The following is a 13,659-nucleotide window of genomic DNA, read 5'->3' as shown; positions in this document are numbered from 1 at the left end:
TAAGATGGACTACCAGGATATTATAAAAGATTGGAAGAGTAATAAGTTCCGGCCGCTTTACTGGCTGGAAGGGGAGGAGGATTTTTTCATAGACCAGGTGGTGGACTATGCAGAACATCATTTGCTCAGTGAAGCAGAACAGGGTTTTAACCTCACCGTATTATACGGAAAGGATACGGATTGGGCCACCGTAGTGAATGCCTGCCGCCGTTACCCCATGTTCGCAGAACGCCAGGTGGTGATCCTCAAAGAAGCGCAGGCCATGAAAGACCTGCTGAAACTGGAAACTTACATTGAACAGCCCCTGGGTTCCACCATTTTTGTGGTGGCACATAAACAGGGAAAGATAGACGGCCGCAGCAAAACTGCCAAGCTCATCAAAGACAAAGGCGTGGTGCTGTCCACAAAAAAAATGTACGATAACCAGATCCCTGCCTGGGCAGAAGCTTATGTGCGTAGCCAGGGATTGGGCATTTCAGAAAAAGCCTGTGTACTGCTGGCGGATCATATCGGGAACGATCTTTCCCGTATCGCCAATGAGATAGATAAATTAAAAGTGAACCTGCCCGCCGGCAAGAAGATAGATGAGAGTGATATTGAAAAGTATGTGGGCATCAGCAAGGAATACAATGTATTTGAATTGCAGAATGCTTTAGGCATGCAGGATATGGGCAAGGTGATGCGCATTATCAAATACTTCTCCGCCAATCCCAAAGCAGCACCTATTCAAATGGTGATCCCCGCTTTATATAATTACTTTGCCAAGATCAGTTTGCTGTTTGGCGTAAAAGGAGGGGAGAAAGAAATGGCGGCAGCTATTGGTGTACATCCTTTTTTCGTAAAAGATTACCTGGCAGCAGCCCGCAAATTTGGCCCTGATGGGGCAGAAAGAGCTATCCTGCTGTTGCATCAGTACAACCTGCGCAGCATTGGTATCAATGATAGTGGAAATGAAGATGGGGAACTGATGAAGGAACTGGCATTCCGGATGTTACGGCCGTAAAAATTTGTTTTTTATTGTTCGTTGATTATCTCATCTACATAGTCCTTTAGAGTGGGGAGTTTGTTTTCTATGATATCCCAAACAATATCATAATCTACTCCAAAGTAATCATGGATCAGCTTATCCCGTGTACGGGCCATTTTCTTCCATTCAATGTGTGGGTGATCTGCTCTGAATTCGTCGTCAATTTTTTTGGTCGCTTCTCCGATGATTTCTAAGCTTCTGATGATTGCCCGGCTTAAAATGGGATCATCTTCCATTTCAGTTTTAGTTTTGCCATGAGTGGCATCCAGGATGACGTTTACTTCTTCTGCAATATGTTGCAACAACTCTAAATTAGAGGCTGACCTGCTCCACTTCTTTTAATATATGAGGGCCAATGTATTTACTTAAAGATTGAGGTGTAACAAGTTCCACTTTTCTGCCAAGAAGTTCTTCCAGATAAGTAGAGACTCCCATAAAATTATCATAACTCTTTTGACCCTTTTCAAATTCTATTAAGAAATCTACATCACTGTCATTATGAATGTTAGTGTCTTTCTTGAAAGAACCAAATAGCCCAAGTTCTTTTACACCAAATGCCTTTATCTTATCCCCGTGCGTGGATAAACGATGTAGTAAAAGGCTTTTGGAATGTACAGCGGAGTTCATTATACAAATATAATGCTTTTTCAGTTGTGTTTTATCTATTGATAATCAGCTAGTTGATCCTGATGTTACGGCCGTAAGATCACACGCGCTTTGGCCACATCATCTTTCATCTGCACGATCAGTGCATCTACGGAATCAAATTTCTTATCGGAGCGGATGTATTCAATGAAGGAAACATGGATCGCTGCGTCATAGATCTGCTCGTTAAAATCAAGGATAAATACTTCAATCCTTAATTCACTGCCATTAAAAGTAGGCCGGGTACCGATGTTGAGGGCGCCTTTCCATTCCTGGCCGGCTACCGTTACCATCACTGCATACACACCCTGGGCAGGAATTAATTTACGACTGTCGTTCAAAGAAATATTGGCCGTAGGGAAACCCAGTTGCCGGCCCATTTTATCACCATGTACTACCGTGCCGTTAATAAAATAAGGATAACCCAGTAATTCATTCGCCAGCAGGATAGCGCCTTCCTGCAAACTCTTCCTGATCTTGGTGGAACTTACCGTAAGGTCATGTACCACCTGTTGCGGGATCTCCAGCAGCTGAAAACCAAATTTCTGCTGTTCCGCCTCCAGTAATTCCAATCCCCCTTCCCGGTTATGACCGAAACGGTGATCGTATCCTATAATAATAGTATGTGGGCGGAAAGTGCTGATGAGGAAGTCTTCCAGGTAAGCCGTGGCAGAAAGTTCAGAGAAAGCTTTGGTAAAAGGCACCACCACCAGGTGATGAATACCCCATTTTTCCAGCAACTGTATCTTTTCGTCCAGTGTGGTGAGCAGGTGGACTGTTTTGTTCTGAGGAGCCAGTATTTCCCGTGGATGCGGGTCAAACGTAATGATCACCGTTTCTCCATGGCAGGCCTCCGCCGCCTCTTGCAATTGCTGCAAAATGTACTGATGGCCTGTATGCACTCCGTCAAAAGTACCGATGGTGATCACGGCATTCCTGAAATCGGGCAATTGTTGTAAATCTCTGTGAACCTGCATCGTTAGATGATCATATTTTCAAAAACGCCGGTGCAAATCTAAATGTTTTGAACGGATTCCAATACTTTTGCAATTCATACAATTAATATACAGGAACATCGTGGATCAAAACCTTTACGCCCAAAGAGGCGTTTCAGCAGGAAAAGAAGATGTGCATAACGCCATCCGGCATATAGATAAGGGATTATTCCCCCAGGCTTTTTGCAAGATCATCCCGGATATCCTGGGCGGAGATGCAGACTGGTGCAATATCATGCATGCAGATGGCGCCGGCACCAAATCTTCCCTCGCCTACGCCTATTGGAAAGAAACCGGCGATCTGAGTGTTTGGCGCGGTATTGCCCAGGATGCCATTATCATGAATACAGACGACCTGCTTTGTGTGGGCGCCACAGATAATATCCTGCTCTCTTCTACCATCGGCCGGAATAAGAACCTGGTTCCGGGAGAAGTGATCGCTGCTATTATCAACGGCACGGAAGAGATCCTGGAAGAACTGAGGAGTTATGGCATGGGCATTTACTCCACCGGAGGAGAAACTGCTGATGTGGGAGATATTGTACGGACCATCATTGTGGATTCTACCGTTACCTGCCGTATGAAAAGAGCCGATGTGATCTCCAACGACCGTATTAAAGCAGGAGATGTGGTAGTAGGTTTATCTTCCTATGGCCAGGCTACTTATGAAAGAGAATACAATGGTGGCATGGGTAGTAACGGATTAACCTCCGCCCGCCATGATGTTTTTAATAAGACCATCGCAGAGAAATTCCCTGAAAGCTATGATCCCGCTATCCCCAAAGAATTGGTGTTCAGCGGTAAAAAAGCCCTGACGGACCAGATCAACATCCCAGGCGTGGGTAACATTACGGCCGGGAAACTGGTATTATCTCCCACCCGCACCTATGCTCCCGTGATCAAACAGATCCTGGAACAATACCGTTCACAAGTGAATGGCATGGTGCATTGCAGCGGTGGCGCACAAACCAAAGTGCTGCATTTCATCAACAACCTGCATGTGATCAAGGATAATTTATTCCCCATACCGCCGCTGTTTTCACTGATCCAGGAGCAATCCGGCACCAGCTGGAAAGAAATGTACCAGGTGTTTAATATGGGCCACAGGATGGAGTTATATGTACCGGAGGAGATTGCAGAAGATATCATCCGCATCAGCCAGACTTACAATATTGATGCGCAGATAGTGGGTAGGGTTGAAGATAGTCCTGCTAAAAAGGTAACAGTTAAAAGTTCCCAGGGAACATTTGAATATGCTTAAAATGAAAAGGCCTCAGTGATGAACTGAGGCCTTTTTTATTTATTGACCAAGTTTGAATGAAATAGGTAGTACAAATTTTACCCGTACCGGTTCTCCTTTTTCCTTGCCCGGATTCCACTTTGGCATACCGTTCACTACACGGATCGCTTCGTCTTCCAGTCCGCCATCTTTGGGTTTATGTACAGATTTGGCATTGCTCACAGAGCCATCAGGATTAATATCAAAGCTTACATATACAGTACCTTCCAGTTTCTTTGCCACCGCTTCTTTCGGATATTTCACATGTTGACTCAGGTAATTCATCATAGCCACTTCCCCACCCGGGTAAGTGGGCATTTCTTCCACCATTAAGTAAGCACCATCATTCGAAATTTTCTTAACAGGCTCGCCACCCTGCATGGTAAAGCGGATAGGAAGGTTGAACTGTACATTTACCAGTTGGCCATTTTGTTTACCCGGTGTCCAGTTCGGCATTTTTTCCACTACACGGATCGCTTCTTCTTCCAGTCCGTGTCCTTTAGGATTACCTACTGTTGTAACGTCTGTAACCTCACCTTCTTTGGTTACAACAAAAGATACGAAAACAGTACCACCAACATTTCGCTCCACAGCCATATGAGGATACCTGATAGTATGAGCGAGGTATTTGTTCAAACCCTGATCACCACCGGGAAAAGAAGGAGGCTGCTCCACAAAAGTGAACACCTCTTTTCCATTTTTCTGGGCAGGTTTGAACTGTATTTTCTGTTTAGGTGGTGCTGGCGGCGGTTTTACAGTACTATCCTTCTTTTGCTGAATGTCCAACGGTGCAGCAATAAAATTCTCTTCCGTGATAACAAAAGCAAGTGAAGAAAATATCATGATGGCTATGGGAAGGATCATTAACCTGCGCAAATAGCTGAATCTCAGTTTACGTGATTGCGTGAGCATAAGGATGCGGCGTTTAATAGGTTGATGTGAGAAATTGTTCGTCATGCTGAACGTGCGGTTCGTTTGCAAAGCCATCTGCAGAATGGTTTGTGCATAGTCCGCCACATCGCCGTTCACAACGGCTTTTTTATCAGCAATGAATTCGTGGATAAGTGACAGTTCCCGTTTGATCAGATGAAAGAAAGGATTGATCCAGCAAACAGCCGTGATGATCTCCATGAAAAGTTTGTCAGTACTATGTTTTTCCTGCATATGCACCATCTCATGCCGCAACATCTGGCGGCCTTCAGATGTATCCGCATTCACCCGGTTGTTCCAGAAAATATACCGGAAGAAAGAAAAGGGCGAGGTAATATGTTCTGACAATACAAACCAGTAAGGCTTTACAAACTCAACATGACTCTTATGTATGAGGAGGAATATCTTCCCGTAACCAAACAACAGCCTGCCAACTAACGTAACTATCACAATAACATACAGCAGAGCAGCCCAGTTGAAATGAAACACCGGCAAAGCTTTAGCAGGAGTGAACACCTGCTCGCGGAGCGTAACTACCTGGCTGGTATATACGAAGATGGTATCCGTTCCTTCAGGCGTAAAAGAAATAGGAATGCGCAGCAAAGGCACTATCAGACTAAGTATCGTACAAAGCAACAGGTAAAACCTGTTCCACTGATGAAAACGATTATTGCGTAAAGCAAGGTGATAATAAGCATACAGGATGCCTGAGCAGATGATCACTTTAGCCAGATAGGCAAGGAGCGGTGTCATTTTTCAGCGTTTTTAGCGTTCTTGATCTGTTGTAATAATTTTTCGAGATCGGCTACACTCATATCTTTCTCCTTCACAAAGAAAGAAACCATATTACTGAAAGAACCTTCAAAGTAGCCGGATACCAGGTTCTTCACCGTTTTATGGCTGTATTCATCTTTTGAGATCAGCGCATAGTACTGATGACTTTTCCCATACGCCTTGAAGTTCACAAAACCTTTATCCACCAATATCTTCACCAATGTAGAGATCGTATTATAATGAGGCCGCGGTTCCGGCATTTCATCTATCATGTCTTTCACAAAAGAAGGCCCCAGTTTCCATAATACCTGCATGATCTGTTCTTCTGCTTTAGTCAGTGTTTTCATAAATTAAAGAGCATTAGGCCGCTCATTTCAAATGTAAAACTATTTGTTTAGTTTACAAACTATTATTTTAGTTAATAACCTTAGCAGATCAATAACAAGGAATTAGTTATTTTTGGATTTCAAAACTGAAATTTTAAGTTTCAAAAAGGAAATAAATGGTGGATCAACCCATAGTTCAACTGACGAATGTTAATATTTACCAGGGCCATTCATTGATCTTATCCGATGTGAATATTACGATCAACAAGGGTGAATTCGTTTACCTGATCGGAAAAACGGGTACAGGCAAATCTTCCCTGCTAAAGACTTTATACGGGGATCTTACCCTGAAAGAAGGAATTGGTCAGGTAGTAGGGTTTGATCTGAAGAAGATGGATTGGAAGAAAGTGCCCTACCTGCGCAGGAACCTGGGCGTAGTGTTCCAGGATTTTCAACTGCTCACAGACCGTAATGTGCACGATAACCTCAAATTTGCCCTGAAGGCCACCGGCTGGCAGGAACCTAAACAGATAGAGGACAAGATCAACGATGTACTGGAAAAGGTAGGCCTCGGCACCAAAGGTTTCAAAATGCCCTATGAGTTATCAGGCGGAGAGCAGCAAAGGGTAGATATTGCCCGCGCCCTGCTCAATTCCCCCAAACTGATCCTGGCAGATGAGCCCACCGGTAACCTGGACCCTGAAACATCAGACGGCATCATGCAATTATTGTTCAGGATCTGCCGGGAAGATGGTACCGCTCTTGTTATGGCCACCCATGATTATATAGTACTCCAAAAGTTCCCATCCCGCGTATTACGGACGGAAAACGGACAGGTAACTGATAATGCAGCCGTTAGTTTTGTTTAAAATTTTATATTGATATAAGGCTGATTTCCAGCGAGAAGAGAGGAAAGTACCTACATTTTGATTTGTATTTGCTAATACAAACGTAACTTCTTACCTTTGCACCGGAAAAATAGCGAGTTAAAAAAATTATTTTTATTAAAGATGTCTTACTTAACTGTAGAAAAAAAAGCTAACATTTTCAAAGAATTTGGTGGTAGCGAAAAGAACACCGGTTCTGTGGAAGCACAGGTAGCATTGGTAACTGAGCGTATCAATAGCATATCTGCTCACCTGAAACAAAATAAAAAAGACTTCTCTACGCACCGTGGTCTTATGAAAATGGTGGGACAAAGAAAGCGTTTGCTGTCTTATCTCTCTAAAACCAACCTCTCCGGCTACCGCGCCCTTATTGAGAAGTTAGGTATCAGAAAGTAATCTGAAACTTATTATAGCGCTATTCCCAACTATATTAGTTGGGAATAGTTTTTTTGTATGTGTACCTTATTAATCCTCACACAAGTATGAATCTTACACCTGCTTCGGTTAAATTTGATATAGGCGGTGGCCGCGAGGTGACGATAGAAACCGGCAAGATGGCCCGCCAGGCCGATGGTTCGGTGACTGTGCGCTTGGGAAATTGTATCCTGCTGGCTACCGTTGTTGCCAACCAAAAACCCAAACCCGGCCAATCTTTCTTCCCTCTTACAGTAGATTATCAGGAAAAATTTGCATCAGCTGGCCGGATCCCCGGTTCTTTCTTCAAAAGAGAAGGTAAACTGAGCGACTATGAAGTACTGAACTCCCGTTTGATCGATCGCGCTTTGCGCCCTTTGTTCCCAGACGATTATTTATGCGATGTGCAGGTTCTTGTAACCCTCATCTCTTCAGATAAAGAAGTAATGCCTGATGCAATGGCCGCCCTCGCAGCCTCTGCAGCATTGGCCGTTTCTGACGTGCCCATTCAGGAGATCATCTCAGAAGTACGTGTTGCACGTGTTGGCGGAGAGTTCGTTTTGAACCCTACCCGCACAGAGCTCGCTACCGCTGATATGGACTTCATCATTGCTGCTACCGCCAAAAACATCATGATGGTGGAAGGCGAAAGCAAGGAATGTTCAGAAGAAGACCTGATCAAAGTAATTGAGATCGGTCACGAAGCTATTAAAATACAAGTGAAAGCACAGGAAGATCTGCGTGCCTTAGTAGGTAACCCTGCTAAACGTACGTACGAGAAACCTCACCAAAATGAAGAACTGAAAGGAAAGATCGCTGTATTTGCACAAGCGAAGATCCTCGAAGTAGCAAAAGGTGCACTGGGTAAACATGCCCGTACAGATGCTTTCAAAAAGATAGGTGAAGAACTGGTAGTAGCTTTAGGCGAATTACCGGAAGAAGACGCTCCATTAGTAGGAGAGTACCTGCACGATCTGGAAAAAGAAGTAGTACGTAACATGATGCTGGACGAGAAAGTTCGTCTGGATGGTCGCGTTCTCGATCAGGTGCGTCCTTTGGCAATGGAAGTAGATCTGCTCCCATCACCACACGGTTCCGCTCTGTTCACCCGTGGCGAAACGCAATCCCTCACCACCGTTACCCTGGGTACACCAGATGACGAGTTGCTGATCGAAAGCGCCGCTACCTCTAACTATACTAAATTTATCCTGCACTATAATTTCCCTCCCTTCTCAACCGGAGAGGTGAAAATGATGCGCGGCCCCGGCCGTCGGGAAGTTGGGCACGGTAACCTTGCCCTCCGTTCTTTGAAACAAATGATGCCAGGTAGCGATTACGCTTACACAGTACGTGTTGTTTCAGACATCCTGGAATCTAACGGTTCCTCTTCCATGGCTACCGTTTGCGCGGGTTCATTAGCCCTCATGGATGCAGGCGTTCCATTGCCTAAACACGTTTCCGGTATCGCTATGGGATTGATCTCCCGTGCAAGCGATGGAAAATGGGTAGTGTTGAGCGATATCCTCGGTGATGAAGATCACCTGGGTGATATGGACTTCAAAGTAACAGGTACCCGCGATGGTATCACCGGTGTTCAAATGGATATCAAAGTAGATGGTCTGAGCATGGATGTAATGCGCGCTGCGCTTGCACAAGCTCGTCAGGGCCGCCTGCATATCCTGGATGCCATGTACACCGCAATGCCTGCCTTCCGTCCTGAACCTAAACCACATGCACCACGCATGGAAAAACTGATCATCGACCGTGAATTTATCGGCGCTGTGATCGGGCCTGGTGGTAAAGTGATTCAAGAAATTCAACGTGAAACCGGTACTACTATCAATATCGAAGAAGTTGGCCAAACAGGTGAAGTGAGCATCTTCTCCGCACAGAAAGAAAACCTGGACAAGGCTATGGCCTGGGTGAAAGGAATTGTTTCTGTTCCTGAAGTAGGCGAAGTTTATGAATCCACCGTAAAAAGCGTAATGCCTTATGGTGCCTTCGTAGAATTCATGCCTGGCAAACAAGGTTTGCTGCACATCTCCGAAGTTTCCTGGAAACGCCTCGAAACAATGGATGGTGTTCTTGCTGAAGGTGATAAAGTGAAAGTGAAACTGGTAGGTACAGATCCTAAAACAGGTAAATTCAAACTCAGCCGCAAAGTGCTGATGGATAAACCAGAAGGATATGTAGAAAGACCAGAACGCGAAGAACGTGGTGACCGTGGAGATCGTGGTGATCGTGGAGACCGCAGAGGTGGAGATCGTGGTGGTGACCGTCCTCGTGGTGGTGACCGTGGCGGAGACCGTCCTCGTGGTGGTGGTTTTGAAAGAGGTGGAGATCGTGGTGGTAGTGACCGTGGTGGTTACAATCGCCCTCCGCAACAATCAGAAGGTCCTATCGAAGGTCCCGTGTTTGATGAACAATAGTATTCAACATTATAAGAAAAAAGGCTTTGGAGATCTTCCAAAGCCTTTTTTAATTTAGTTATTTACAGTGGACATCTGCTCCATAAACACCTCACTCTCCCGCCACATAATTCTGCCCTTACCAATAAACTTAAATACCTTAAAAGATTTCACGCCCACATCCTCATAGTTCATCTCATATTTCTGTACCCGCTTATTCGTGGAACGATCCACGATCTGGATCTTTCCACCTTCCAGCAGATTCGGCAAGATCTCATCCAGGTAAGGCATTAAGATAGTTTCATTATCATTCCAGAACAGCGAAATGCGATCGGTATTATAACTTAAAGGATTGTTTTTGTTAGCCGCCCAGAATTTGGAAGCCATCTTATAATGCCTTTGCACTTCTTCCGGGTTCAGGTGAAGGAATTGAATGTTCCGAAAAACATCTTTCGAATATTTCCTCTGCGGAAGGATGGTATCAAGCCCCTTGAAATAATCTTCCACATCCTGTTTGTCGATGATAAAAACAGCAGAACTCACCTGGTAAAAAATAGAATCCTTCAATTCGATCTCAAATGGTTTGATGATGGTTTGGGCGGAACCACACACATAGAAAGCCATGGCGGCTACAAGAGTAATTAGGTTTTTCATAGGATAAGGTTATATTAATATAATTCAAATATAAGGTCTGCAGCCCAATTCCGCAAAGGTTTTTGAAAAATGCTTTTTCTGCATTGGCACTGAGGAATTTGTAATTATCTTGCGGCCATGTCACATATCGCGATCACCGTATCCGCTCCATCAGAATTGAAAGATATCTTAGTTGCACAATTAGCGGATGTTGGTTATGAAGGGTTTGAAGAAACAGCCGACACACTCGTTGCTTATATCCCTACTATACAATTTGAAGAGAACACCCTGCTCGGCATCCTGGGCAGTCACGGATTAGACTATACGAAAGAAACAATTGCACAGGCTAACTGGAATGCAGTGTGGGAGAGTAACTTTCAGCCTGTATTGGTAGATGGTTTTTGCGGTATCCGCGCAGGTTTCCATGAATCGCTGCAGGGGCAGGTGTTACATGAGATCATCATCACACCAAAAATGTCCTTCGGCACCGGTCATCATGCCACCACTTATTCCGTGATCAAGCTGATGGAAGACATCAATATCAAAGGAAAAAAAGTATTTGATTTTGGCACCGGCACCGGCATCCTGGCTATCCTCGCAGATAAAATCGATGCAGCCCTGGCAGATGCCATCGATAATGATTCCTGGGCGGTAGATAATGCCATCGAAAACGTAGTAGCCAACGGCGTCAGGAATGTAAGGATCTGGCGGGCAGATAACCTGGAAGCTATTGCAGACGGGGCTTACGACATCCTCCTGGCCAATATCAACCGTAACATCCTGTTAGCCAATATGGCCCACATGAAAAGAATTATGAAACCCGATGGATTATTGATTTTGAGTGGTATATTGCAAGAGGATGAAACAGTGATCGTTACGGCAGCTGAAAGCCAAAACCTGTACCTGGAAAGGAAAGCATCGAGAGATAATTGGCTGGCCATATCCTTTAAAGCAGGGAACAGCTGATTGATGTGGAAAAATTTATATACTTTAATTGCTGATTGACGAGTATTTGTCTTATTATTGCAGTGAACTTTGTATTATTTTTAACACAAGAATTACTATCTTAGCACTCTAACTTATTGTGATGACTGAATTATTGCTACTAATAGGTGCCTATTTTATCGGCTCTTTTGCCACCGCCGTATGGGTGAGCAAAGGCGTTTATGGAATGGATATTCGCGAACACGGTTCCGGTAATGCCGGCGCCACCAACACTTTCCGGGTACTCGGCCCTAAAGCCGGTACGTTCGTAATGCTCGTGGATATGTTCAAAGGTGTATTAGCCGTAAGATTATCTTATATATTGCCAATTTACAACGAACCAGAACAGATCACCCAGCTGGTGAACCTTCAGGTGGGCTTAGGGCTCGCTGCCGTAGTGGGTCATATCTTCCCCATTTGGGCAGGTTTCCGTGGCGGTAAGGGTATTGCCACCCTTTTCGGAATGGTGCTGGCTATCCAGCCTTTAGTGGCGTTGTGCTGTGTGGGTGTATTCCTCATGATCCTTTTCTTAACCAGATACGTTTCTTTAAGTTCTATCATTGCCAGTATTGCATTCCCAGTGCTGATACTGTTCATATTCCGTGAAAAAGAGGTATTCTACCGCATCTTTGCTATCGCTGTAGCTTTAATGGTGGTATTAACACACCAGAAGAACATTGCCCGGTTACTCACCGGCAGTGAAAGCAAAGTACCCCTGTTCAAGAATCGCAAGAACAAACACGAAAGAGAGTAGCCCGCAAATTCGGCACAACGATTGCTTATGTGATCGTGTGAATTGCTTCTAAATACTAAACGATGAAAAAATTAGCATTGCTATTTGTAGCCGGTACAGGTTTACTATATGCATGTACGCGCGTACCCATAACAGGTCGCAGCCAGTTAAACCTCATCCCTGAGAGCACCATTCAATCCATGGCTTTACAGGAGTACCAGACCTTCCTTTCCCAGAATAAGACCGTTTCCCCTACCGGCAGCAAAGATGCTGAAATGGTGCGGAGGGTAGGAGGCCGGATTGCCCAGGCTGTAACCACTTACATGGCGCAGAACAATCTGGGTAACGAGGTAGCTAATTACAAATGGGAATTCAATCTCGTAAATGATAAACAGGTAAATGCGTGGTGTATGCCCGGCGGCAAAGTGGTAGTATACACAGGTCTATTACCCGTAACACAAAACGAAACTGCGCTGGCATGCGTAATGGGCCACGAAATAGCCCACGCCATTGCCCGCCACGGTAACGAAAGGATGAGCCAGGGATTAGTAGCGCAAGGTATCCAGGTAGCTGGTGCCGTTGCCCTCAACAAGAACCCCCAGGCCCAGAACATCTTCATGCAGGCCTACAACGTAGGCGGCCCCTTAGGCCTCATGGCCTATGGCCGTCAGAATGAGCTGGAAGCAGACCATCTGGGTCTTATCTTCATGGCCATGGCCGGCTACAATCCACAGGAAGCTGTTCCCTTCTGGACCCGCATGGCTAACACCGGCGGCCAGAAACCACCAGAACTCCTCAGCACCCACCCAAGTGACGATAAACGTATCGCCCAACTTCAAAAACTCATGCCCGAAGCCATGAAGTACTACAGTACCCAGCGCTAAAGGATAAAACATATTGAAACAAGAGGGAGTCTCCACAAGAGGCTCCCTCTTTCGTTTATATAAGGTCGCTCCTATATCCCAGATAGGTTTGACATAGGCTAAAGATTCGATGAGAAATGCAAGATAATAGTCTTATCTTAGTATTATGGCACTAACAAACGATAACGTCATCCTCCGGAAGGCCACAGGTACCTTCGCAAAGCAGATCGTCTTCCGTCAGCGGTTCGGTAAAACCGTGATGTGCAATCGCCCCTGCAAATACCCACCCAAAACCCCCACCCAGATAGCGAACCAGGAACGCTTTTCAAGAGCCAACGACTTCGCCAAAGCCGCCGTCAAAGACCCGGAGAAGAAGGCTTACTATCAATCCATAAAGAAACCCAACCAAACCGCCTTCAACGCAGCTTTTCAGGATGCTTACCATAAACCGGAAGTAGAAGTAATTGTAGAAGAAAAGGTAGTCATCAAAGCAAAAGCCAAACACCGTATAGAAAAAATAAAGATCATCACCCAAACGAAAGGCGGGCTTATCGAAAAAACAATTCTCCCTACTTCCTCAGCAAATAATCATTGGGAATTTCCACTAATACAAACACCATTTACCGTACAGGTATACGATATTGCCGGTAACATCTGCACAAAAGAGATAAAGACATAATTCATTAAATCCCGTAAATTACAGGGTTTGCATAGGTTCAACTTCTGTTCCTGCAAATGGCCTTGGAATAGTTATGTGGGAG

15 protein-coding genes are annotated in these 13,659 nt (G+C 44.9%); 9 read left to right on the top strand and 6 right to left on the bottom strand.

Features of this window, described 5'->3' with window-relative positions; all coding sequences use genetic code 11:
* The first annotated feature begins 4 nt into the window (after positions 1-4).
* Entirely contained in the window at positions 5-1,003 is a 999-nt protein-coding gene (gene holA / locus GFS24_RS18305; RefSeq protein WP_153661861.1) for a DNA polymerase III subunit delta, read from the top strand.
* An 11-nt stretch (positions 1,004-1,014) separates the two neighbouring features.
* Here holA and GFS24_RS18300 read toward each other — a convergent pair whose 3' ends face one another.
* From GFS24_RS18300 to GFS24_RS18290, 3 genes are all read right to left on the bottom strand, one after another.
* Positions 1,015-1,329, bottom strand: coding sequence for a DUF86 domain-containing protein (locus GFS24_RS18300; RefSeq protein WP_216647446.1), 315 nt, complete (start codon positions 1,327-1,329; stop codon positions 1,015-1,017).
* 10 nt (positions 1,330-1,339) lie between these two features.
* Positions 1,340-1,654, bottom strand: a complete 315-nt coding sequence (locus GFS24_RS18295) for a nucleotidyltransferase family protein (protein WP_153661857.1) — start codon at positions 1,652-1,654, stop codon at positions 1,340-1,342.
* A 65-nt stretch (positions 1,655-1,719) separates the two neighbouring features.
* The gene (locus tag GFS24_RS18290) at positions 1,720-2,649 is read right to left on the bottom strand and encodes a bifunctional riboflavin kinase/FAD synthetase (RefSeq protein ID WP_153661855.1); all 930 of its coding nucleotides are present in this window, start codon (positions 2,647-2,649) and stop codon (positions 1,720-1,722) included.
* 100 nt (positions 2,650-2,749) lie between these two features.
* On the opposite strand from GFS24_RS18290, the gene GFS24_RS29470 reads away from it, so the two are divergent.
* On the top strand, positions 2,750-3,928 hold the full coding sequence (locus tag GFS24_RS29470) for an AIR synthase related protein (protein WP_371731118.1): 1,179 nt from the start codon (positions 2,750-2,752) through the stop codon (positions 3,926-3,928).
* A gap of 39 nt (positions 3,929-3,967) precedes the next feature.
* Here the strand turns inward: GFS24_RS29470 and GFS24_RS18280 are convergent, their stop codons facing one another.
* Together GFS24_RS18280 and GFS24_RS18275 are read right to left on the bottom strand one after the other, a co-directional pair.
* Complete coding sequence (locus GFS24_RS18280; protein ID WP_153661851.1) at positions 3,968-5,629, bottom strand: M56 family metallopeptidase; 1,662 nt, start codon at positions 5,627-5,629, stop codon at positions 3,968-3,970.
* Positions 5,626-5,997: a BlaI/MecI/CopY family transcriptional regulator gene (locus GFS24_RS18275; RefSeq protein ID WP_153661849.1), complete on the bottom strand. Its 372-nt coding sequence runs from the start codon at positions 5,995-5,997 to the stop codon at positions 5,626-5,628. Before GFS24_RS18275 ends, GFS24_RS18280 begins: the two co-directional genes overlap by 4 nt.
* A 155-nt stretch (positions 5,998-6,152) precedes the next feature.
* Between GFS24_RS18275 and GFS24_RS18270 the strand changes: the two genes are divergently transcribed.
* From GFS24_RS18270 to GFS24_RS18260, 3 genes are all read left to right on the top strand, one after another.
* Positions 6,153-6,845, top strand: a complete 693-nt coding sequence (locus tag GFS24_RS18270) for a cell division ATP-binding protein FtsE (protein WP_153661847.1) — start codon at positions 6,153-6,155, stop codon at positions 6,843-6,845.
* Positions 6,846-6,986: 141 nt separating this feature from the next.
* Positions 6,987-7,259: a 30S ribosomal protein S15 gene (gene rpsO / locus GFS24_RS18265; RefSeq protein ID WP_153661845.1), complete on the top strand. Its 273-nt coding sequence runs from the start codon at positions 6,987-6,989 to the stop codon at positions 7,257-7,259.
* 86 nt (positions 7,260-7,345) lie between these two features.
* Positions 7,346-9,706, top strand: a complete 2,361-nt coding sequence (locus tag GFS24_RS18260) for a polyribonucleotide nucleotidyltransferase (protein WP_153661843.1) — start codon at positions 7,346-7,348, stop codon at positions 9,704-9,706.
* Positions 9,707-9,760: 54 nt separating this feature from the next.
* Here the strand turns inward: GFS24_RS18260 and GFS24_RS18255 are convergent, their stop codons facing one another.
* Positions 9,761-10,339 carry a hypothetical protein gene (locus GFS24_RS18255; protein WP_153661841.1) on the bottom strand — a complete coding sequence of 193 codons (579 nt, stop codon included), beginning with the start codon at positions 10,337-10,339 and terminating at the stop codon, positions 9,761-9,763.
* A 117-nt stretch (positions 10,340-10,456) separates the two neighbouring features.
* Here GFS24_RS18255 and prmA point away from each other — a divergent pair, with 117 nt between their 5' ends.
* From prmA to GFS24_RS18235, 4 genes are all read left to right on the top strand, one after another.
* Positions 10,457-11,284 (top strand): 50S ribosomal protein L11 methyltransferase, encoded by an 828-nt coding sequence (gene prmA / locus GFS24_RS18250; protein ID WP_153661840.1) that lies wholly within the window; start codon positions 10,457-10,459, stop codon positions 11,282-11,284.
* Between the two features lie 121 nt (positions 11,285-11,405).
* The gene (gene plsY / locus GFS24_RS18245; protein ID WP_153661838.1) at positions 11,406-12,056 is read left to right on the top strand and encodes a glycerol-3-phosphate 1-O-acyltransferase PlsY; all 651 of its coding nucleotides are present in this window, start codon (positions 11,406-11,408) and stop codon (positions 12,054-12,056) included.
* Positions 12,057-12,118: 62 nt separating this feature from the next.
* Positions 12,119-12,919 (top strand): M48 family metallopeptidase, encoded by an 801-nt coding sequence (locus tag GFS24_RS18240; protein ID WP_153661836.1) that lies wholly within the window; start codon positions 12,119-12,121, stop codon positions 12,917-12,919.
* A gap of 145 nt (positions 12,920-13,064) precedes the next feature.
* Positions 13,065-13,577 carry a hypothetical protein gene (locus tag GFS24_RS18235; RefSeq protein ID WP_153661834.1) on the top strand — a complete coding sequence of 171 codons (513 nt, stop codon included), beginning with the start codon at positions 13,065-13,067 and terminating at the stop codon, positions 13,575-13,577.
* The last annotated feature ends 82 nt before the right edge of the window (positions 13,578-13,659 follow it).

Origin of the sequence: Chitinophaga sp. SYP-B3965, assembly GCF_009647655.1 — a bacterium.
Lineage (GTDB): Bacteria > Bacteroidota > Bacteroidia > Chitinophagales > Chitinophagaceae > Chitinophaga.
The sequence above is the reverse complement of the archived record's forward strand: the minus strand, read 5'-3'. Positions and strand labels throughout refer to the sequence as shown.

Bases quoted from the DNA above. Each gene is read 5' to 3' on its own strand.
- holA (WP_153661861.1), top strand. From the start codon at position 5: ATGGACTACCAGGATATTATAAAAGATTGGAAGAGTAATAAGTTCCGG.
- GFS24_RS18290 (WP_153661855.1), bottom strand. From the start codon at position 2,649: ATGCAGGTTCACAGAGATTTACAACAATTGCCCGATTTCAGGAATGCC.
- prmA (WP_153661840.1), top strand. From the start codon at position 10,457: ATGTCACATATCGCGATCACCGTATCCGCTCCATCAGAATTGAAAGAT.
- GFS24_RS18235 (WP_153661834.1), top strand. From the start codon at position 13,065: ATGGCACTAACAAACGATAACGTCATCCTCCGGAAGGCCACAGGTACC.
- GFS24_RS18255 (WP_153661841.1), bottom strand. From the start codon at position 10,339: ATGAAAAACCTAATTACTCTTGTAGCCGCCATGGCTTTCTATGTGTGT.
- GFS24_RS18260 (WP_153661843.1), top strand. From the start codon at position 7,346: ATGAATCTTACACCTGCTTCGGTTAAATTTGATATAGGCGGTGGCCGC.
- plsY (WP_153661838.1), top strand. From the start codon at position 11,406: ATGACTGAATTATTGCTACTAATAGGTGCCTATTTTATCGGCTCTTTT.
- GFS24_RS18295 (WP_153661857.1), bottom strand. From the start codon at position 1,654: ATGAACTCCGCTGTACATTCCAAAAGCCTTTTACTACATCGTTTATCC.
- GFS24_RS18275 (WP_153661849.1), bottom strand. From the start codon at position 5,997: ATGAAAACACTGACTAAAGCAGAAGAACAGATCATGCAGGTATTATGG.
- GFS24_RS18280 (WP_153661851.1), bottom strand. From the start codon at position 5,629: ATGACACCGCTCCTTGCCTATCTGGCTAAAGTGATCATCTGCTCAGGC.
- GFS24_RS18270 (WP_153661847.1), top strand. From the start codon at position 6,153: ATGGTGGATCAACCCATAGTTCAACTGACGAATGTTAATATTTACCAG.
- GFS24_RS18240 (WP_153661836.1), top strand. From the start codon at position 12,119: ATGAAAAAATTAGCATTGCTATTTGTAGCCGGTACAGGTTTACTATAT.
- rpsO (WP_153661845.1), top strand. From the start codon at position 6,987: ATGTCTTACTTAACTGTAGAAAAAAAAGCTAACATTTTCAAAGAATTT.